At 61.6% G+C, this 19009-nt stretch carries 20 protein-coding genes and 1 tRNA gene; 11 read left to right on the forward strand and 10 right to left on the reverse strand.

Features of this window, described 5'->3' with window-relative positions; all coding sequences use genetic code 11:
- Positions 1-8: 8 nt before the first annotated feature.
- On the forward strand, positions 9-977 hold the full coding sequence (locus J1C56_RS00215; protein WP_214385026.1) for a glycosyltransferase family protein: 969 nt from the start codon (positions 9-11) through the stop codon (positions 975-977).
- 49 nt (positions 978-1026) lie between these two features.
- Here the strand turns inward: J1C56_RS00215 and J1C56_RS00220 are convergent, their stop codons facing one another.
- Positions 1027-1338 carry a hypothetical protein gene (locus tag J1C56_RS00220; protein WP_246591030.1) on the reverse strand — a complete coding sequence of 104 codons (312 nt, stop codon included), beginning with the start codon at positions 1336-1338 and terminating at the stop codon, positions 1027-1029.
- Here J1C56_RS00220 and J1C56_RS00225 point away from each other — a divergent pair.
- Together J1C56_RS00225 and J1C56_RS00230 are read left to right on the forward strand one after the other, a co-directional pair.
- On the forward strand, positions 1337-1831 hold the full coding sequence (locus J1C56_RS00225; protein WP_214385028.1) for a DUF2165 family protein: 495 nt from the start codon (positions 1337-1339) through the stop codon (positions 1829-1831). The genes J1C56_RS00220 and J1C56_RS00225 overlap by 2 nt on opposite strands.
- Before the next feature lie 186 nt (positions 1832-2017).
- Positions 2018-4165, forward strand: a complete 2148-nt coding sequence (locus J1C56_RS00230) for a sodium-translocating pyrophosphatase (protein ID WP_214385029.1) — start codon at positions 2018-2020, stop codon at positions 4163-4165.
- Between the two features lie 159 nt (positions 4166-4324).
- On the opposite strand, the gene J1C56_RS00235 is transcribed toward J1C56_RS00230, so the two are convergent.
- A complete protein-coding gene (locus tag J1C56_RS00235; protein WP_214385030.1) occupies positions 4325-4861 on the reverse strand; it encodes an outer membrane protein assembly factor BamE in 537 nt (178 codons plus the stop codon).
- 112 nt (positions 4862-4973) lie between these two features.
- On the opposite strand from J1C56_RS00235, the gene J1C56_RS00240 reads away from it, so the two are divergent.
- From J1C56_RS00240 to J1C56_RS00270, 7 genes are all read left to right on the forward strand, one after another.
- Positions 4974-5516: a ubiquinol-cytochrome C chaperone family protein gene (locus J1C56_RS00240; protein WP_214385031.1), complete on the forward strand. Its 543-nt coding sequence runs from the start codon at positions 4974-4976 to the stop codon at positions 5514-5516.
- A gap of 16 nt (positions 5517-5532) precedes the next feature.
- On the forward strand, positions 5533-6081 hold the full coding sequence (locus J1C56_RS00245; protein WP_420797361.1) for a YceD family protein: 549 nt from the start codon (positions 5533-5535) through the stop codon (positions 6079-6081).
- Positions 6082-6186: 105 nt separating this feature from the next.
- Entirely contained in the window at positions 6187-7254 is a 1068-nt protein-coding gene (gene plsX / locus J1C56_RS00250; RefSeq protein WP_214385033.1) for a phosphate acyltransferase PlsX, read from the forward strand.
- Between the two features lie 12 nt (positions 7255-7266).
- On the forward strand, positions 7267-8238 hold the full coding sequence (locus J1C56_RS00255; protein ID WP_214385034.1) for a beta-ketoacyl-ACP synthase III: 972 nt from the start codon (positions 7267-7269) through the stop codon (positions 8236-8238).
- A 129-nt stretch (positions 8239-8367) separates the two neighbouring features.
- The gene (locus tag J1C56_RS00260; protein WP_055971437.1) at positions 8368-8691 is read left to right on the forward strand and encodes an integration host factor subunit alpha; all 324 of its coding nucleotides are present in this window, start codon (positions 8368-8370) and stop codon (positions 8689-8691) included.
- A gap of 116 nt (positions 8692-8807) precedes the next feature.
- Entirely contained in the window at positions 8808-9347 is a 540-nt protein-coding gene (locus J1C56_RS00265; protein WP_214386590.1) for a MerR family transcriptional regulator, read from the forward strand.
- Between the two features lie 109 nt (positions 9348-9456).
- Positions 9457-9533 (forward strand) — tRNA-Pro (locus tag J1C56_RS00270).
- Between the two features lie 178 nt (positions 9534-9711).
- On the opposite strand, the gene J1C56_RS00275 is transcribed toward J1C56_RS00270, so the two are convergent.
- From J1C56_RS00275 to J1C56_RS00310, 8 genes are all read right to left on the reverse strand, one after another.
- Positions 9712-9963 carry a hypothetical protein gene (locus J1C56_RS00275; RefSeq protein WP_214385035.1) on the reverse strand — a complete coding sequence of 84 codons (252 nt, stop codon included), beginning with the start codon at positions 9961-9963 and terminating at the stop codon, positions 9712-9714.
- Positions 9964-10239: 276 nt separating this feature from the next.
- A complete protein-coding gene (locus tag J1C56_RS00280) occupies positions 10240-10491 on the reverse strand; it encodes a DUF1344 domain-containing protein (protein WP_214385036.1) in 252 nt (83 codons plus the stop codon).
- A gap of 303 nt (positions 10492-10794) precedes the next feature.
- The gene (locus J1C56_RS00285; protein ID WP_214385037.1) at positions 10795-11031 is read right to left on the reverse strand and encodes a DUF1344 domain-containing protein; all 237 of its coding nucleotides are present in this window, start codon (positions 11029-11031) and stop codon (positions 10795-10797) included.
- 512 nt (positions 11032-11543) lie between these two features.
- Entirely contained in the window at positions 11544-11780 is a 237-nt protein-coding gene (locus J1C56_RS00290) for a DUF1344 domain-containing protein (RefSeq protein ID WP_214385038.1), read from the reverse strand.
- Positions 11781-11994: 214 nt separating this feature from the next.
- Positions 11995-13233 (reverse strand): O-antigen ligase family protein, encoded by a 1239-nt coding sequence (locus tag J1C56_RS00295; RefSeq protein WP_214385039.1) that lies wholly within the window; start codon positions 13231-13233, stop codon positions 11995-11997.
- Positions 13230-14765 (reverse strand): undecaprenyl-phosphate glucose phosphotransferase, encoded by a 1536-nt coding sequence (locus J1C56_RS00300; protein ID WP_214385040.1) that lies wholly within the window; start codon positions 14763-14765, stop codon positions 13230-13232. The genes J1C56_RS00295 and J1C56_RS00300 overlap by 4 nt, the downstream gene beginning before the upstream one ends.
- Positions 14766-14862: 97 nt before the next feature.
- The gene (locus tag J1C56_RS00305) at positions 14863-16014 is read right to left on the reverse strand and encodes a glycosyltransferase family 4 protein (RefSeq protein WP_214385041.1); all 1152 of its coding nucleotides are present in this window, start codon (positions 16012-16014) and stop codon (positions 14863-14865) included.
- 6 nt (positions 16015-16020) lie between these two features.
- The gene (locus J1C56_RS00310; protein WP_214385042.1) at positions 16021-16587 is read right to left on the reverse strand and encodes a polysaccharide biosynthesis/export family protein; all 567 of its coding nucleotides are present in this window, start codon (positions 16585-16587) and stop codon (positions 16021-16023) included.
- Positions 16588-16788: 201 nt separating this feature from the next.
- Here J1C56_RS00310 and J1C56_RS00315 point away from each other — a divergent pair, with 201 nt between their 5' ends.
- Positions 16789-19008 carry a GumC family protein gene (locus tag J1C56_RS00315; RefSeq protein WP_214385043.1) on the forward strand — a complete coding sequence of 740 codons (2220 nt, stop codon included), beginning with the start codon at positions 16789-16791 and terminating at the stop codon, positions 19006-19008.
- Position 19009 lies beyond the last annotated feature (1 nt).

Raw genomic sequence — 19009 nt, forward strand, 5'->3', positions numbered from 1 at the left:
GTCTCGGCTTGAGGTGGTTTGACGTTTTCGCGCGATTGGCCGGCTGGCCTGAGGCCCGACGGCCCCAGGAACCAATCGGCTTTCCGATTGCGATCCTGTCTTTCGATAGGCCGCACTACCTGCGTCGAACGCTCAATAGCCTCCGTTCCCAGATCGGCGAGACGGATCATGTGGTTCTGTTTCAGGACGGTAGCTGGAACCCCAAGAGCCGCCGTATAAAAGCAGATTCGCGGGACATTGAACGGTGCATTTCGATCTTTCGACGCATCATTCCATGGGGCGAGATTCGGCAAGCTCCGGAAAATCTCGGGATTGCGCTGAACTATGAGCGCGCCGAGCGCCACCTGTTTGAAGCCCGCGGCGCCGAAAAGGCCTTGTTTCTTGAAGACGATCTCGTCCTTTCGCCGAACTATCTCGGGGTGATCCAACAACTACTGGCTATTGCTGAACAGGATCACAGGATTGGGTATGTGTCGGCATATGGAAATCTGTGGGCGAGCCAATCCGAGCAACAAGCTCGCTGGCACGATCTCATTCCCATGCACGAGAATTGGGGCGCGGCGACTACCCGTCGCGCGTGGCTAGCCGAGCGGCCGTTCCGCCAAGCGTATCTCGCCTTGGTGCAATCCTGCGACTATTCCGAACGCGATCATGCGGCGATAAAAGCATTCTATGCCGGTAGAGGTTGGGCAACAGGGATAACCAGTCAAGATGCGGCACGCTGGGTCGCCTGTCTTGAGCGCGGAGAAGTCCGGGTTTCAAGTTTTGCCTGCCATGCACGATACATCGGCAAGCACGGCGAACATTTCACGCCGCGGCAGTTCAAGGCATCCAGGCTGGGCAACACGGTGATGTTCAGAGGTAGTCTGCCAGACCTGAAGGGGCCGACCGACCAGCAGATATCGGATTGGCTGGGGACAGAGCAGGCACGCTTTCAGGGGACGGGCCAACCTTTTTACAGGGGGCACGGCCAGTAGCGCATGCCTTCGATTTCGGGCTCCACTTCCGTTTGCAACGTCCAAAGCCCTACCGGCCACGCACGGGGTAATCGAGCGTGATCTCGAGCCGGTTGCTGGTTGCATCGACAATCCAGCGGCGGCGCAGCACGGCAAAATTGTGAACGTCGCCCCCTGCCGACACGGTCACAACATCGCCCGTGTGGCATTCGGGCGAAAGCTTCAGCGTATTGAGCACTCCGTCTAGCCCGACCTTGCCGGCATGGATTCTGGCGGAGCCTGTCAGCGCGACATCAATCTTCTGGCCTGTTGCGCTGTTGCCGAGACTCGGTGATTGATCTGGCTGATGCCCCGGTCTGTCATTTGAAGGAGTTTTTGCCATGGTTTGGCGCCTCTCTAAGATCGTGATGTGTCTTTGTCTCGCAGCTTTCGCCTTTCTTGTGGCGTTCGGCAATATCACCGACTACGGCTCCAACTTCGCCTTCGTCCAGCACGTGTTGAGCATGGACACCACTTTCCCCGGCAATGCGCTGATGTATCGCTCGATCACCAATCCGACGCTATGGAGCATTGGCTATTGGCTGATCATCTGCGGCGAAGCGCTGACCTGCGTGCTGTTCCTGATCGCGGCGCTGAAGCTCTGGCAGGCGCGCAAGGGTTCGGGCAGGCAGTTCGACGACGCCAAGGGCTTCGTTGTCATCGGCGCGACCATGGGTTTCCTGGTCTGGTTCCTCGGCTTCATGGTCGTCGGCGGCGAATGGTTCGCCATGTGGCAGTCAAGCACCTGGAACGGACAGGAAGCTGCGTTCAAATTCTACATGACGATGCTGGCGGTACTGATCTTCGTCAATCAGCCGGATCACGATCTGGCCTGATCCAAAAGATCGACTGTGTTCATCAACGAGGCGGCGAAAGCCGAGAAAAACCTTAGCGATATCTTGACGTGAGTTGCCCTGTTTCGGATTGTCCGTGCGGGGCCGGAAACCGCGTAGAGGCTGCCGGTCTCGTTCACTAGCCCGGGGAGGGGAATTCCGGGCACAATCAGGGAAGAGAAATTGGCAATGACAATGCTTTACGTCGTCATCGCCTGCGGCCTGCTATCTGTCCTTTACGCCATATGGGCGACTCAGTCGGTTCTCGCGGCCGACCAGGGCAATGCGCGCATGCAGGAAATCTCCGCCGCCATCCGAGAAGGTGCGCAGGCATATCTGGCCCGCCAATACACCACCATCGCCATCGTCGGCGTCGTAGTGTTCCTGCTCGCTTGGTGGCTGCTTTCCGCAACCGCGGCGATCGGCTTTTTGATTGGAGCCGTGCTTTCGGGTGCAGCCGGCTTCATCGGCATGCATGTTTCGGTCCGGGCCAATGTGCGCACCGCACAGGCCGCTTCCAACAGTCTCGCTGCAGGCCTCGACGTCGCCTTCAAGGCCGGCGCCATTACCGGCATGCTGGTGGCGGGCCTCGCGCTGCTTGGCGTCTCCGTCTATTACCTCGTTTTGACCGGTCCAATGGGCCATGCGCCTGCGGACCGTGTCGTCATCGACTCGCTGGTGGCTCTCGGCTTCGGCGCCTCGCTGATTTCGATCTTCGCGCGTCTCGGCGGCGGTATCTTCACCAAGGGTGCGGATGTTGGCGGCGATCTCGTCGGCAAGGTCGAAGCCGGTATCCCCGAGGATGACCCACGCAACCCGGCGACCATCGCTGACAACGTCGGCGACAATGTCGGCGATTGCGCCGGCATGGCCGCCGACCTGTTCGAAACCTATGCGGTGACTGTCGTCGCTACCATGGTGCTCGGTGCCATCTTCTTTGGCGGCACTGAAGTTCTGTCCAACGTGATGCTCTACCCACTCGCCATCTGCGGCGCCTGCATCATCACTTCGATCATCGGCACGTTCTTCGTCAAGCTTGGCGCCAACGGCTCGATCATGGGCGCGCTCTACAAGGGCCTGATCGTTACCGGCCTGTTGTCCATCGTCGGTCTCGGCGCTGCAACGTCGCTGACCATCGGTTGGGGTGAGATCGGCACCGGCGGCGGTGTGCTGATCACCGGCAAGAACCTGTTCATTTGCGGCCTCGTCGGCCTCGTGGTGACCGGGCTCATCGTCGTCATCACTGAGTATTACACCGGCACCAATAAGCGCCCGGTCAACTCGATCGCCCAGGCGTCGGTGACCGGCCACGGCACTAATGTCATCCAGGGGCTCGCTGTCTCGTTGGAATCGACGGCTCTTCCGGCGATCGTCATCGTCGGCGGCATCATCTCGACGTTCCAGCTTGCCGGTTTGTTCGGAACTGCAATCGCCGTCACCACCATGCTCGGCCTCGCCGGCATGATCGTGGCGCTCGATGCCTTCGGCCCCGTCACCGACAATGCCGGCGGCATCGCCGAAATGGCCGGCCTGCCCAAGGAAGTGCGCCACTCCACCGACGCGCTCGACGCGGTCGGCAACACCACCAAGGCCGTCACCAAGGGCTATGCCATCGGCTCGGCCGGTCTCGGTGCTCTCGTGCTGTTTGCCGCCTATAGCTACGATCTGCAGTACTTCGCGGCGAACCCGACCCAGTTCCCGTATTTCGCCGACATCGGCACTGTGTCGTTCGACCTGTCCAACCCCTATGTCGTCGCCGGCCTGATCTTCGGCGGCCTCATTCCTTACCTGTTCGGCGGCATCGCCATGACCGCCGTCGGGCGCGCGGCAGGCTCGATCGTCGAGGAAGTGCGCAAGCAGTTTCGCGAGGATCCGGGCATCATGAAGGGCACCTCCAAGCCCAACTACGCCCGCGCCGTCGATATCCTGACCAAGGCGGCTATCAAGGAGATGATCATCCCCTCGCTGCTGCCGGTGCTGGCACCGCTGGTGGTCTATTTCGGCGTCTTGCTGATCTCCGGTTCGAAAGCCTCGGCTTTCGCGGCGCTCGGTGCCTCGTTGCTCGGCGTCATCGTCAACGGCCTGTTCGTTGCGATTTCGATGACTTCCGGCGGCGGCGCCTGGGACAACGCCAAGAAGTCGTTCGAAGACGGCTTCACCGACAAGGACGGTGTCAAGCACATGAAGGGATCCGAGGCTCACAAGGCGTCGGTGACAGGCGATACGGTCGGCGATCCCTACAAGGACACCGCTGGCCCGGCGGTGAACCCGGCGATCAAGATCACCAACATCGTGGCACTTCTGCTGCTCGCCGTGCTCGCACATAGCGGCGGCTGATCCTGCTGGCATCCTTGCCTCTTTAAGACAGAGATAAACGCCCCGTCCGCAACATTTGCGGGCGGGGTTTTTTATGGGCTGCAATTTGCCCAAAGAAAAACCCGCGGGATCGCTCCCGCGGGTTCTGTTGCCTGAGATTCTTGAATCCCAGTCGGCGGATTAGCTGCCGCCGAAGATGCTGCTTGCCGCGCTCGAACCCATCTTGCCCGCGCCGGAAAGCAGCTGGCCGAGGAAGTTCTGGTCCTTGCCGCCGGTCGGCGTCGTGCGCGAAATGAAGTCGAACACCTTGCCTTCCTGCATGCCGTAGTTGGCGATGTTGGAGACGCGTCCGTCGGCGCCGAAATAGACGGCGAGCACGCGCTGTTCGATCAGCTTTGGCTTGGCGAAGGCGACGGCGCGCCGGCGCGTCTGGGAGATGTAGTAAAACACCTCGTTGTCGAAGGTCGCTGTCGTCGACGGCGTGCCGAGTGCCAGCAGAACCTGCTCGCGGCTCGAGCCCACCGGCACGGAGTCGATCGACTGCTGGTCGATGACATAGCCCTGGGTCAGCGTCTCGCTGGGGGTCAGGTCACCGAACGTCTTCGAGGTGTTGCACGCCGAAAGCGCGGCAGCAGCCACTACGATCAGTGACACAGCGCCAGCCGGACGCAACGAAAATGGCATCTTGAATTTCAGCGAGTGCAACAACAACTCCATCCTGTCGTGCCAGGGCCCCTGCTTGCGCGAAGCCGCAAAACCGGTAAACCAGCTTGCGCGCCGATGCAACAAGGCCACTAAGCGAAACGGGTCCCCGGGAGACCGCCCTCATATGTTCCAGCGTCTGTTTGGCCGTGAACGCCAAGCCAATCGCGCCATCACCGAGGCGCTCTATACACGAATCGTGGCGGCCGCGCGGCAGGAACCATTTTATTCCGCCTGGAATGTTCCCGACACGCCGCTTGGCCGTTTCGAGATGCTTTCGCTGCACATGTTTCTGTTTCAGCATCGCTTGCGTGGCGAGCCGGGAGCGTCGGCTGACATTGCCCAGCGCCTGATCGATGAGTTCTTCCTCGATGTCGACCACTCGCTGCGCGAGCTTGGCATCAGCGACGTCGGCGTGCCAAAGCGTATGAAGAAGCTGGCCAAGATGTTCTATGGCCGTACCGAATCCTACAAGAACGCGCTCGAAGGCGATGATCATGCGGCATTTGCGGCAGCGCTTTTGCGCAATGTCCGCCCTGAAGAGAAGGAATGGCCGGAAGCCGCCGCACTTGCCGAATATGTCTTTGCGGCGAATCGCGCCCTTGCCGATCAGCCCTCGGAAGACATATGTGCCGGCAAACTGACATATCCGGCGCCGCTGGCAGCCTGAAGGAGGCCACCCCATGATGCCTGACGAGACCCAAAGCCCGGTTTCCTTCAAGGTCAATGTCGCCAGACTGCCGCAAAAGGGCATGCCGGTTGTCGTCGACGCCGACGCGGCCAAGCGTGCGGCCTTGGCCGAAGTGCATGGCCTGACGTCGGTCGAGCGCTACAAGGCCGATCTTCTGGTCACCAGGTGGAAGCGCAACGGTGTCAAGGTCAGCGGCCGGGTCCAGGCGCAGATCACCCAGGCCTGCATCGTCACGCTCGAGCCGGTCGAAGCGACAATCGATGAAGACGTCGAAGGGGTGTTCCTGCCCGAGGATTCCAGGCTCGCCAGGCATGGCTTCAATGTTGCCGGTGAGATCCTGCTCGACGCGGAAGGTCCCGACGGGCCTGAAACCTTCACCGGCGATACCATCGATGCCGGAGCGCTGGCTGAGGAGTTCTTTGGCCTTGCGATCGATCCTTATCCGCGCAAGTCGGGCGTCGCTGTCGCCAGTAGCTCCGACGACATTCAGCCGGTCGAGAGCGAATTCCAGAAAAAGCTCCGCCTAATATCCAAGAAGCTTTGAAAACGCCCGCCGTTTCGCGTAATCCCGGTTGTGCGGTTATCCAAAACCGTTACTTTCGCCGGACTTTTGCGTGCCCAGCTACGCCAACAGTGAGATGACCGACGCGTGATCAAGATTTCCATTGATGCCATGGGTGGCGATCACGGTCCTTCCGTGATCATTCCTGCCCTGGCCAAGGTCGCCACCAGGCGCACCGATATTCGCTTCATCATCTATGGCCGCGAAGAAGTGGTCCGTCCCGAGCTTGCAAAGCAGCCGCGCCTCGCGGCCGTCAGCGAATTCGTGCATTGCGAAGTTGCCGTGCGCATGGACGACAAGCCGAGCCAGGCGCTTCGCCACGGCCGCTGGAAGTCGTCGATGTGGAAGGCGATCGAGGCAGTCAAGGCCAACACGTCAGACGCATGCGTGTCCGCCGGCAACACCGGCGCGCTGATGGCGATGTCGAAATTCTGCCTGCGCACCATGGCGACCATTGATCGCCCGGCGATCGCGGCCCTGTGGCCGACGGCGCGCGGCGAAAGCGTGGTGCTCGACGTTGGCGCCACCATCGGCGCGGACGCGCACCAGCTCACCGATTTCGCCATTCTGGGCACTGGGATGGCAAGGGCCTTGTTCGGCATCGACCGGCCGACGGTCGGCCTGCTCAATGTCGGCGTTGAAGAGATCAAGGGCCAGGAAGAGGTCAAGGAAGCCGGGCGCATGCTGCGCGAGGCCAACATGGCCTCGATGAACTACCAGGGCTTCGTCGAAGGCGACGACATCGGCAAGGGCACCACTGACGTGGTCGTCACCGAAGGCTTCTCCGGCAACATCGCGCTCAAGACCGCCGAGGGGACGGCACGCCAGATCGCCGGCTATTTGCGCGAAGCGATGAGCCGCACGCTGATGGCCAAGATCGGCTACATCTTCGCCAAGGGCGCTTTCGACCGCCTGCGCGAGAAGATGGACGTGCGCCGCGCCAATGGCGGCGTCTTCCTCGGCCTCAACGGAATCGTGGTAAAAAGCCATGGCGGCGCGGACGCCGACGGCTTCGCCGCTGCTATCGAAATGGCCTATGATATGGTCCGGAACCGGCTGCTCGACCGCATCGAAGCCGACCTCGACCTGTTTCACGCACGCAACCCGCATGCTGCAATGGGCCGTCCCGCGGCCGCGGTCGAAGATCAGGAATAGGATTTTTTCAACGTGATCAGATCAGTTGTGCGCGGCATTGGTTCGGCGCTGCCCCGCCGCATCATGAAGAACGCCGATTTCGAAGGTATGGTCGAGACCTCCGACGAGTGGATCGCCCAGCGCACCGGCATCCGCCAGCGCCACATCGCCGCCGACGACGAGACGACCGCCTCGCTTGGCGAGGCGGCAGCCCGCGCAGCGCTTGAAAACGCCGGCCTGACGCCTGACGACATCGACCTGATCGTGCTTGCCACCTCGACGCCGAACAACACTTTTCCCGCCACCGCGGTCGAAATCCAGAACCGGCTCGGCATGCGCCACGGCTTCGCCTTCGACATGCAGGCGGTGTGCAGCGGCTTCGTTTATGCCGTCACCACCGCCGACCTCTACATCAAGGGTGGGCTTGCCAAGCGCGTGCTGGTCATCGGCTCCGAGACCTTCTCGCGTATTCTCGATTGGACCGACCGCTCGACCTGCGTGCTGTTTGGCGATGGCGCCGGCGCGCTGGTGCTGGAGGCCGAGGAAGGCGAGGGCAGCATTGCCGACCGTGGCGTACTGGCCGCCAGCCTGCGCTCCGACGGAACGCACAAGGACAAGCTCTATGTCGACGGCGGGCCGTCGACGACCGGCACTGTCGGCCATCTCAAGATGGAAGGCCGCGAGGTCTTCAAGCATGCAGTGGGCATGATCACCGACGTGATCGAGGATGTTTTCACCCAGACCGGCATTTCGGCCGACGATCTCGACTGGTTCGTTCCGCACCAGGCCAACAAGCGCATCATCGACGCCTCGGCCAAGAAGTTGGGCATTGCAGACGAGAAAGCTGTCGTCACGGTTCACATGCATGGCAATACCTCGGCCGCCTCGGTGCCGCTGGCGCTTTCGGTCGCCGTTGCCGACGGACGCATCAAGAAGGGCGACCTCGTGATGCTGGAAGCCATGGGTGGCGGTTTCACCTGGGGCGCCGTGCTTGTCAGGTGGTGATTCCGGCATCGTGGCGGCGCCCGCGCGGCGTTCGTAAAAAGGTCGTGGTATCGGTCCTTGACCTTGACGGATCAATTACTTAACCTCCGGCGCGTTGCTGATTTCAGATTTGAGGATGGGGCCCGTCGCATGGGGGGAAAGACACTGACACGTGCCGACCTCGCTGAATCCGTCTACCGGAAAGTCGGCCTTTCGCGCACCGAATCGGCGCAGCTGGTCGAAACCGTGCTCGACGAAATCTGCGAGGCGATCGTGCGCGGCGAGACAGTCAAATTGTCGTCCTTCGCCACGTTCCACGTTCGCGACAAGAACGAACGTGTCGGCCGCAATCCCAAGACCGGTGAAGAAGTGCCGATCCTGCCGCGCCGGGTGATGACCTTCAAGGCATCCAACGTTCTCAAGAGCCGCATCCTGCGTGCCCACCAGAACGGCAAGTCCAAGGCCGCCAAGTAGCCAATTCGTCCCTACAATCCGGTTGATAGCCTGGTGCGTGATTCGCGCCGGGCTTGAATGTTGTTGTGCAAAGGGCTGAAATGGATCACGAATCGTTTTTTGCGAAAGTGGCGACCATGGACAAGAGCCCCGACGCCTTCCGCACCATCAGTGAAGTGGCCGAAGACCTTGATTTGCCGCAGCACGTGCTGCGCTTCTGGGAAACCCGCTTCACCCAGATCAAGCCGATGAAGCGTGGTGGCGGCCGGCGATACTACAGGCCGCAGGACGTCGAGCTGATCAAGGGCATCCGCCACATGCTCTATGAGCAGGGCTACACCATCAAGGGTGTGCAGAAGCTGTTGCGCGACAACGGCAATCAGTTCCTTGTCGCGATCGGCAGCGGCGACATGAAGGCCGTCGAGGCCATTGCCCAGCGCAAGCAGGCCGAGGCACCCCTGACGCCCGCAGCGCAGCCACGCGGCCCTGATGAGGAGATGCTGGTGGGCGAGGCGCGCGCCAAGCCGAGCCGGCGCTTCTTCGGGCTTGGCAAAGGCGACGACGAGGGTCCAGTGGCCGCCGACGCCGGCAAGCTCTCGCGTGACAACCGGGCGCTGCTCCAGGAGGCGCTGTTCGATCTCCTTGAATGCAAGCGCCTGCTCGACCAGGTTCGCTGACGCCTCTCGGTCTACGAAAATATTCTGTCTTGGAATGAAGAAGTTTGGCGGGAAAGCCGCCGAATTGGGTTGACCGAAGCGGCAATATCAAGATACATCGCGACCGGTCCGGAGTGTAGCGCAGCCCGGTAGCGCACTTGACTGGGGGTCAAGGGGTCGTCGGTTCGAATCCGGCCACTCCGACCAATTTTCCCTTCCCCTAACAATCACCTGAGTTTCGAACGGTTCGCCGGCCACTGCAAATGCAGTTGGCCTTGTTCCGTCGCGCGGCCTGACCTTCCTGCCGAAATTAAGAACGCCACGGACGCTGGGTGGCGTCCATGGCGTGATGTCAGGGCAGGTGGGTTGATACGGGCGCTGGATGCTAGGTGGCCGAACCTACCAGCACGAAGTCGATTTTCGCACCGTTGTCGTGCTCGTCGATCGCTACCCGCTTGCCGGCAGCCAGTTGCGGAGGGATCGCGACGTCGCGCGGGATGGTATAGCTCTCGCCATTGGTGAGCGTGATGACGCGGACCGCGGGGTTGAACTTTGCAACGACGCCGTCGACCTCGGTGGCAAGAGCTGCGCCCGACATGAGCGCCAGGGCGGATGCGGCAAGGATGAGCTTTCTCATTTTACTTCTCCTATTGCTCTATGACCAAAGAGTGGATCCGGGAGGGAGATTCCAATTGCTTGGTGCGGAGAAGAAACGACCTGCCGTTAATTTGGTTCGGTAAACAACAAGCACAAATAGCTCACGCGTTTTTGCTGAAGTCACGGTGCCGCACCGTCTTGAATTTTCGGCCGCCTGGTCATCTTCAGGCCGGGGTTGGCAGCGGTCAGGCCGGGTGCGCAAAAGCCATGGACGCGGGGCGCGCCCATGGCTTCAGGTCGTTTTGCCGTGGCGGCGTTACATCATCTGGGGGCCGGTCAACACATTGCGGATAACGTCGCCCTCGTCGTTGAAGAGGATCGAGATATTTTCGCCAACCTTGACCGACGGCAGGGCGACATCTCGCGGAATGGTGTAGCTGTCGCCGCCCTGGAGCGTGATGACGCGGGTGTCGGCGTTGAAGCGGGTGACGACGCCGTTGGCGTCCGAGGCGAGGGCCGAGCCGGAGAAGAGTGCGAATGCGGCCGCAGCAAAGATGAGCTTGTTCATGGTCGTTCTCCTGATGGGGTTATGCGAGGTGCTGCTTCGTCGCGGGACACCTTGCTGACACCATGAACTACGAACGCGGGCAGGCGCTTGTTACATCAGGACCGGTAAACTCAAGACACGTTTTGATCACACGATGTTGCCGCGCGGCGTTGAAACTATGGTGGCGAACAGCCGTTCGCGCGGGCTGCGGCTATCGTGTCGGGCATGCTTTGGAATCAAAAAAGCCATGGGTGGGAGGACCCATGGCTTTTGCTGAGGTTGAGGCTGGCTTGGGGTAAGTCAGGCCTTCAACGAAGTTCCGCCTTAGCGGAGAACGGCATTGACCTTGTCGCCTTCGCCGTTGAGCTGGATCGATACCTTTTCGCCGGTCTGGAGCGCCGGGATGGCAACGTCGCGCGGAACGGTGTAGCTCTGGCCGCTTTCGAGCGTGATGACGCGCGCGCCTTCATTATACGCAGCAACAACGCCATTGGTGGACGAAGCAAATGCGGCACCTGACATCAGGGCGATAGCCGAAGCGGCGAGGATGATCTTCTTCATTGTTTTATTCCTTTCAATGTTCGGTAGCGGATCGACGATTGTTGTTTTGTCGTTTCGCTTACCTCAAACAGATAGGCGCCTATCTTTCCAATTTCCATAGGCTGGACAGTCACTCTGAGTCACAAAGCAGTCACGCCGAGTTGAGCCGGCAAATGGTGCCGGGCCGTTCACAAATCGGCGCTGTTGTGCGCAAGGAGCCTTAGCTTGACGGCGAGTCTGCTCGCTACAGCCGGGCCGGCGGTGGGCGAGAGCAATCCAATCGTGTGTGGATGATGGGATGGCATCGTAGAGCCGTGCAGGATGGAGCGCATGCATGCGGATGCAAGCTTGCTGCGCGATCGTCTGGTGGCAGCGGCTCGCAGCTTGGGCAACGGCCGAGACGCTAGGCGCCTGGTGCGGCCATGACGCGGACGGCCTTGCCTTCCGCATGGCAAACGAAAAAAGCCACGGGTGGGAGGGCCCGTGGCTTTTTCGGAGATATTGGTAGTTTAAAGGATGGTGTCAGGTTCCGCTTAGCGGAGAACGCCCTGGACCTTGTCGCCTTCGTCGTTGAGCTGGATCGATACCTTCTCGCCGGTCTGGATCGACGGAATAGCAACGTCACGCGGAACCGAGTAGCTCTGGCCGCTTTCGAGCGTAATGACGCGAACTGCGGGGTCGAACTTGGCAACAACACCATCGGCTGACGAAGCAAATGCTGCACCAGACATCAGGGTGATTGCCGAAGCTGCGAGGATGATCTTCTTCATGGGGGTAGTCCTTTCATTTTTCGGTAGCGAGGCGGCGGTTATTGTTTTGTCGTCTCGCTGACCACTGTGAGATAGGCGCCTACCTTTCCGATTGCCATAGGCGGATCGGTCACTCTGATTCACAAAGCGGTCACGCTGAGTTGAGCCGGCAAACCGGTGCCGGACCGTTCACAAAACGGGAGTCTTGTGCGCAACGGCCACAGCCGAGCGCGAGTCAGGCGGCGTGCAAGGCCAGGGCGCGCTGGTGGCGGGCCTCGAGGGCGATAGAGCCCCAGATCAGGCCGAGCAGCAGGTAGAAGTGGCGCCAGTGGTCGGTGTCGATGACCGTGCCGAGAGCGATATGGCCGAGGAAAACGACGTAGGCCGACAGCAGATAGGGCTGCCAGGGCCGGTTGCGCAGCAGGATGCGGAACCCGGCCGCGATGGTCCATACGATCAGCGTCAGGTAGCTGGCAAAGCCGAGCCAGCCATAGTCCATCAGCGTCTTGAGCCAGATGTTGTGCGTGTCCTCGCCGTAGATCTGGCCGAACACCAGCGGCCCGATACCGAATGGTTTCTCCGTCGCCAGAAGGAAGCCGATGGCATAACGGGCGAAGCGGCCAAGGCGCGCGCCGTCGTAATCCTGGACGAGCTGGGCGCGCGTGGTGAACAGCTCGGCGATGCTGGGGATTTGCAAGACGACCAGCAGCGCCACGGTCAACAGCGCGATGGCTGCGATACTCATCACCACGATGCGTAGCCGAAACCTGCCGCTGTCGCTTTGCAGGAACAAGAAGCCGGTGAGCAGGATCGCGGAGGCGCCGAACAGGCCCCAGGCACCGCGCGAGAACGACAGGAAGATGCCGCCGGTGACGATGAGCAGCGGCACCGCATAGATCGCCATCTTGAGCGGATTGCCGGTCAGCACGCGGTAGAGCAGGTAGATGCCAGGCAGGGTGAGGTATGGTCCGAACACGTTCGGATCCTGGAACGCACCGGCGGCACGGCCGAATTTGGTGAACATCTCGGCGCCGGGCACCGCTCCGAAATAGCCAAGGATGCCGAGCACGGAGGTAAAGACCGCGGATGTCACCCAGGCCAGGAAGATGACCCGGAACAATCTGGGGTCGGCCTCGGTGACAGCGGCAAAGAAGATCGCGGTGAAGCCGAGAAACAGCGACACCGCGAGATAGAGCGGGGTATTCATCAGGTCCGCCATCTGCGTCATCGCAATCATGCCGCCGATGTTGAACGTCACGATCAGAACGACCAGCGGGGTGATGGCGCGCGAGATGCGCAGCCCGAAGAGCGACCACACCGCGATCAGCCCGGCCATGTAGAGCTCGTAAGGCGCTGGCTCGCGGATGACGAAGCCCGACAGCAAGACGCCCAGCGCGATGGCGCCGGTGGAGATGAGCCCGATCAGCTTGGCGTTGATCGCGGCTGGCGGCAGATCATAGGTGATCGCGCTCAATAGGCGTTTTCCGTGTCGAGCAAGCGGATCGGCGTCAGGAACAGGATCTTGATGTCGAACCAGAGAGACCAGTTTTCGATGTAGTAGAGGTCGAACTCAGTGCGCTTGCGGATTTTCTCGTCGGTGTCCATCTCGCCGCGCCAGCCATTGATCTGGGCCCAGCCGGTGACACCTGGCTTGACCTTGTGGCGGGCGAAATAGCCGTCGACCACTTCATTGTAGAGCAGGTTGTGCGATTGCGCGGCGATCGCATGCGGGCGAGGGCCGACCAGCGACAGGCTGCCGAACAACGAATTGAAGAATTGCGGCAGCTCGTCGATTGAGGTCTTGCGGATGATGCGGCCGACGCGGGTGACGCGCGGATCGTTCTTGGTCACGGTCTTTTTCGCCGAGGGGTCCGACAGCTCGGTGAACATCGAGCGGAACTTGTACACCTCGATGACCTCGTTGTTGAAGCCGTGGCGTTTCTGCTTGAACAGCACCGGTCCCTTGCTGTCTAGCTTGATGGCGATCGCCGTCGCCAGCATCACAGGCGAAAAGACAATGATGCCGAGCAGGCTGAAGAGGATGTCGAAGGCCCGCTTGGCGACCGAATCCCAGTCGTTGATCGGCTTGTCGAAGATGTCGAGCATCGGCACGGCGCCGATGTAAGAGTAGGAGCGCGGCCGGAACTGCAGCTGGTTGGAATGTGCCGACAGCCGGATGTCGACGGGCAGCACCCACAGCTTCTTGAGCAGCTGCAGTACCCGGGTCTCCGCCGTCAGCGGCAACGATACGATCAGCATGTCGATGCGCGCGATACGCGCGAATTCCAGCAATTCGGAGACGGTGCCGAGCTTGGGATAGCCGGCGACGATCGGCGGCGAGCGCTTGTCGTCGCGGTCGTCGAAGATGCCGCAGATGCGGATGTCGTTGTAGGGCTGCTGCTCGATGGAGCGGATCAGCACTTCGGCGGCCTTGCCGCCGCCGACGATGACCGCCCGGCGTTCCATGCGCCCGTTGCGGGCCCAGCGCCGGATGACGCGCGCCATGATCAGGCGCTGGCAAACCAGCAGCGCCAGCCCGATGACGAACCAGCCGCCGAACAGCAGTCGGGAAAATTCAGCCGAAACCTTCATGAAGAAGGCAGTGACCGCCATCAGGGCGAAGGTGGTCGCCCAGCTAAGGGCCATCCGTCCCAGCGAGACGCCCGGCCGCATCAGCGATTGCAGCTGGTAGCAGTCCATGATTTCGAAAAAGACGATCGCAGCCACGGAGGCGGCCAGGATGACGAGCGGGTATTGCCACCCCAGATGGCCCAGGAAACCGACGTGATAAGCGTAGAGAACCAGGCCCGTGGCGAACAGCAGGGCGAACTCGGTGAGCCGCAAGATGCCGCTGACCATGACCGGAGACATGGTGTCGCGACGATACTGCGCTGCCACCTCTTGCGCGACACTGCTCAGCTTGGCCTTGTCGGACGCCTTGCTGTCGCCGCCAGCCGCCTTGATGGCTTCCGGGGTGAAGCGGCGCTTAGGGTCGAAATTGTTCATCGTTGTCGATCTGTTGGCTGGTCGCCCGTTTGCCAGATTGACATATCAAAGATGAGCTAAGAAACCCTTGAGCAAGAAAAATGCCTTCTAATGCTCTTCAGCGATGTCTCGCTGGCAGGGCGGAGAAATATGCTTTCTCGACTTCGCGGGCCATCACTTCCACGCCGAAACGTGCTTTCAGCTCAATGATATCAGGCATCGCTGCGGCATAGGCTGGAGGCGACTGGAATACCTCGACCATCTTTGCGCCTATTTCACCGGCGTCCGGGTTTACCAATGCAGGAGAGTGGGGTCCGAGAATTTCGGGGATGCCGCCAACGGTGGTTGCGATGATCGGCTTGCCGGCGGCAAGTGTCTCGAGAACGATGTAGGGCATGGCTTCGGCGCGCGACGGGACGACGACGAAACGGGCGAGGGCAAAAGCCTGGCGCGCCGGCATTGGCGCGAGGAAGCGAATTTTGCCGTCGAGTTCGAGCCGCTCGACCTGCGCGTGGTAGCGCGGCAGGTCCTCGCCGTCGCCGACCATCACTGCGGTGATGTCCCGGTCGAGCTTCAGCCGCGCAGCGCTCACGGCGTCGATGAACAGGTCGGGACCCTTCAGGTCGCGCATCATGCCGATATAGAGAAAGTCGGCTGCATCAGGCTGTGCTGCCACCGGCTCGAATTCCGCATCACGCAGTCCGTTGTAGACCAGGCTGTTGGGCACGCGCGGTTTGCCGACCTTGCGGATGAAGGTGCGGCGCTCGTAGTCGGAGACGAAAAGCAGGTGGTCGGTGAAGCGTTCCATCAGGCGTTCAAGTGCGAAGAACAGCTTTCCGGTCACCGTCTTTTCGTCATAGTGCAGGGAGCCGCCATGCGGCGAGTAGAGGCGGGCCACGCAATACCTTGAAACCCGCAACAGTGAGCCGAACGCACGCGCATAGACACCACCTTTGGCGCCATGCCCGTGCAGCACGTCCGGCCGCAATTCCTTGATGATCTTGTATGTGCGCCAGCCGGCCGCGATGTCTCCGGGCCCGACATGACGCTGCATTGATGTGCGCCTGATGCCAAGCGCCAGCATCGGCCGGATTGCCTCGAACAGGCGTTCTTCGTGCTCGCCGCCGGTGGTCGAGTCGCAAATGATGCCGACCTGATGGCCGGCAGCCACCTGGGCCTCCGTCAGGTCGCGCACATGCCTGAAGATGCCGCCGACCGGCGACCTGAAGCAGTGGACGATCCTGAGCTGGCGGGGCGAGGTCTGCTGCACGGCGGCTTAGAACAGCCGCTCGCGGACGTAGATCGTGTCGCCGGGTAACAGCGGGTCAGTCGTCAGCACGCGGCCGGTTATCACCTTGCCGTTGATATCGCGGGTGATGTCGACATTGCCCTGGTTGGCGCGGGCGCTGTAGCCACCGGCCATGGCCACGGCCTTCTGGACGGTCAGGCCGGGGACATATGAATATTGCCCGGCAGCACCCACTTCGCCCATGACGAAGATCGGCCGGTAGCGATCGACCTCGACCGAAACGTCGGGGTCGCGCAAATAGCCCTGGCGCAGCTTGGCGGCCAGCGCCTTTTCGACTTCCTGCGCGGTGGAACCGCGCGCCGGCACGCCGCCGACGAGCGGGAAGGAGATGTAGCCCGACTGGTCGACACTATAGGTGTTGGTCAGGCCTTCCTGCTCGAAGACGGTAACGCGTATGCGGTCGCCGGCGCCGAGACGGTAGGGCTGGTCGAGTACCTCATGGAAGGCGGCAGGCGCGGGCCGATAGCTCGAGCAGCCGCTGACGACCAGCATGGCTGCGAGAAGCGCATGGCAAAGGGGAAGGGAGCTTTTCATTTCGGCAGACACACCTTCGACTGCTTGCCGCCACGCAGCGGAATATCGGTTCGCGACAGTTATCGACTTGTTAGGGTTAATGCCGGGTAAAGGCCGCGCTCATCTTGCGTCACTGAGGTTGTGTGCCGTGCCGCGATGTTAACGCATGGGTTACCATGTTTGTTTACCGTGCAGTCTGCTCAGCCTCGGAGTAGGAACTGCATGTCTGGCGTCCAATCCACTGCCGGTGATGTCGATGTCGATCTGCGTCAGCTCTTCGCCAGTCTTGCGAGGAACTGGTTGCGCCTGGTGCTGTTTTCGGTCGCCGTCACGGCTCTTGCCTTCGTGCTGGCCTCGATGGCGACGCCGCAGTATCGCGCCGAGACCCGCCTGCTGATCGAAACGCGCGAGTCCGTCTTCACGCGGCCCGACGGCAGCGGCGAGAACGAAAGGCCGATCCTCGACGAGGAGGGGGTGACGAGCCAGGTCGAGGTCATCGGTTCGACCGATATCCTCAAGACGGTGGCCAAGAAACTTGATCTCGCCAGCCGGCCAGAGTTCGATGCCGCTTCGGAGATGTCGACGATTTCTCGCCTTCTGGTCATTGCCGGACTCAAGAGCGATCCGAGCGAGCTGCCGCCCGAAGAGCGCGTGCTCAAGGCTTTCCGCGAAAAACTGACCGTCTACCGCGTCGAGAAATCGCGTGTCATCGTCATCCAGTTCTCTTCGTCCGATCCCCAACTTGCCGCAGCGGTGCCGAACGCGATCGCCGAGGCTTATCTCGATTTCCAGCGCGGCTCCAAGCTTGAGTCGAGCACGGAGGCGACGGACTGGCTGAAGCCCGAGATCGCCGACCTGAACAAGCGCGTCAAGGATGCCGAGGCACGTGTCGCCAGCTTCCGGTCGCAGTCTGACCTGCTTGTCGGGCAGAACAATTCGGCTCTAGCCACCCAACAGCTGTCCGAACTCTCCAGCGAGTTGTCGCGGGTCCGTGCCAGCCGTTCGGCGGCCGAAGCAACAGCCCAGAGCGTGCGCCAGGCTTTGAAGGGCGGCGGTTCGATCGACGCCATTCCGGAGGTGCTGTCGTCCGGTCTCATCCAGCGCCTGCGTGAGCGTCAGATCCAGCTGCGGACCGATATCGCCGACCTCTCGACCACGCTTTTGCCCAATCATCCGCGCATCAAGGCGCTGAACTCGCAGCTGTCCGACCTCGACATGCAAATCCGGTCGCAGGCAGAAAAGGTTCTTGTTGGATTGGTCAACGAAGCCAACAACGCAGACCTTCGCGAAAGGCAGCTTGTCGCCGACCTCAACCGGCTGAAAGTGGAATCCGGGCGCGTATCGGAAGAAGAGGTCGAACTGCGTGCCCTCGAACGGGAGGCCGCCGCACAGCGAGCGCTGCTCGAGTCCTATCTCACCCGCTACCGCGAAGCCGCATCGCGTCAGGACCGCAACTATCTGCCGGTCGACGCACGGGTTTTTTCGACAGCGATCGTGCCGTCGGAATCCTACTTCCCCAAGATCATCCCGATTGTCGGCGCCGCCTTTGTCGGCTCGCTGCTCGTGATGGCAATTTTCACGCTGCTGCAGGAGTTGTTCTCCGGCCGCGCCATGCGGCCAGCAGCCGGCGCACGCGTCACACCGGTCGAGCAAGTGGCGATGCCGGTGCGCCGCGCCGCAAACTTGCCGGAAGAAGACGCACCTCGGGCCTGGGTGGAAGCGGAAGAGCCTGCAATCGCAGTGCCGCTCGCCGATGACGATAGCGAGCCGCAGGCGATGGTCGATGCGCATCACGACTTGGATGCCACACAGGAGCCGACCTTGGAGCCCGTGCGTGCGCCTTTACATGGCGGCATCAGCATCGAGACGGCGGCGGAGAAGCTCATTGCCGGTGGTGCTGCCCGTGCCATCTTCGTGTCGCCGGAAGGCGATGATGCCGCTGCGACGGCGGTGCTGGTAGCACGCGAAGTCGCCGATTCCGGCCTGCGCGTCTTGCTGCTCGACCTGACGGCCTCAGGCGCCGCGGCAGGGCCGATGCTCGACGGCGGCCGTTATCCAGGCATCACCAACCTTCTGGCGTCCGAGGCCCAGTTCACCGACGTCATCCGCGCCGACCACTATTCCGACTGCGATGTCATGCCGGTTGGCACGGCCGATCCGGCACGAGCCATGCGGGCCGCCGACCGCCTGCCGATCATCATGGAATCGCTGACGACCGCCTATGACCTCGTCGTCGTCGAGTGTGGACCGGCCGACGCCGGCGAAATCCGGCGGCTTGTCGGCGACGGCACCGAAGTGCTCGTGAGCTTCCTCCACCATGACGATGAGATTGCCTATGTGGCCGACGGTTTGCGTGCCGGTGGCTATGAAGACGTCATCCTCGTGACCCCGGTCGGCCATGACTTGCCGACGACGCCGCAGCCGACCCGGTCGGCTGCCTGAG

Source organism: Aminobacter anthyllidis, from assembly GCF_018555685.1.
Classification (GTDB): domain Bacteria; phylum Pseudomonadota; class Alphaproteobacteria; order Rhizobiales; family Rhizobiaceae; genus Aminobacter; species Aminobacter anthyllidis.

Excerpts from the sequence above, each read along its gene's own strand:
- J1C56_RS00225 (WP_214385028.1), top strand. The coding sequence starts at position 1,337 with ATGGTTTGGCGCCTCTCTAAGATCGTGATGTGTCTTTGTCTCGCAGCT.
- J1C56_RS00220 (WP_246591030.1), bottom strand. The coding sequence starts at position 1,338 with ATGGCAAAAACTCCTTCAAATGACAGACCGGGGCATCAGCCAGATCAA.
- J1C56_RS00230 (WP_214385029.1), top strand. The coding sequence starts at position 2,018 with ATGACAATGCTTTACGTCGTCATCGCCTGCGGCCTGCTATCTGTCCTT.
- J1C56_RS00235 (WP_214385030.1), bottom strand. The coding sequence starts at position 4,861 with ATGGAGTTGTTGTTGCACTCGCTGAAATTCAAGATGCCATTTTCGTTG.
- J1C56_RS00240 (WP_214385031.1), top strand. The coding sequence starts at position 4,974 with ATGTTCCAGCGTCTGTTTGGCCGTGAACGCCAAGCCAATCGCGCCATC.
- J1C56_RS00245 (WP_420797361.1), top strand. The coding sequence starts at position 5,533 with ATGCCTGACGAGACCCAAAGCCCGGTTTCCTTCAAGGTCAATGTCGCC.
- J1C56_RS00260 (WP_055971437.1), top strand. The coding sequence starts at position 8,368 with ATGGGGGGAAAGACACTGACACGTGCCGACCTCGCTGAATCCGTCTAC.
- J1C56_RS00265 (WP_214386590.1), top strand. The coding sequence starts at position 8,808 with ATGGACAAGAGCCCCGACGCCTTCCGCACCATCAGTGAAGTGGCCGAA.
- J1C56_RS00275 (WP_214385035.1), bottom strand. The coding sequence starts at position 9,963 with ATGAGAAAGCTCATCCTTGCCGCATCCGCCCTGGCGCTCATGTCGGGC.
- J1C56_RS00280 (WP_214385036.1), bottom strand. The coding sequence starts at position 10,491 with ATGAACAAGCTCATCTTTGCTGCGGCCGCATTCGCACTCTTCTCCGGC.
- J1C56_RS00285 (WP_214385037.1), bottom strand. The coding sequence starts at position 11,031 with ATGAAGAAGATCATCCTCGCCGCTTCGGCTATCGCCCTGATGTCAGGT.
- J1C56_RS00290 (WP_214385038.1), bottom strand. The coding sequence starts at position 11,780 with ATGAAGAAGATCATCCTCGCAGCTTCGGCAATCACCCTGATGTCTGGT.
- J1C56_RS00300 (WP_214385040.1), bottom strand. The coding sequence starts at position 14,765 with ATGAACAATTTCGACCCTAAGCGCCGCTTCACCCCGGAAGCCATCAAG.
- J1C56_RS00310 (WP_214385042.1), bottom strand. The coding sequence starts at position 16,587 with ATGAAAAGCTCCCTTCCCCTTTGCCATGCGCTTCTCGCAGCCATGCTG.
- J1C56_RS00315 (WP_214385043.1), top strand. The coding sequence starts at position 16,789 with ATGTCTGGCGTCCAATCCACTGCCGGTGATGTCGATGTCGATCTGCGT.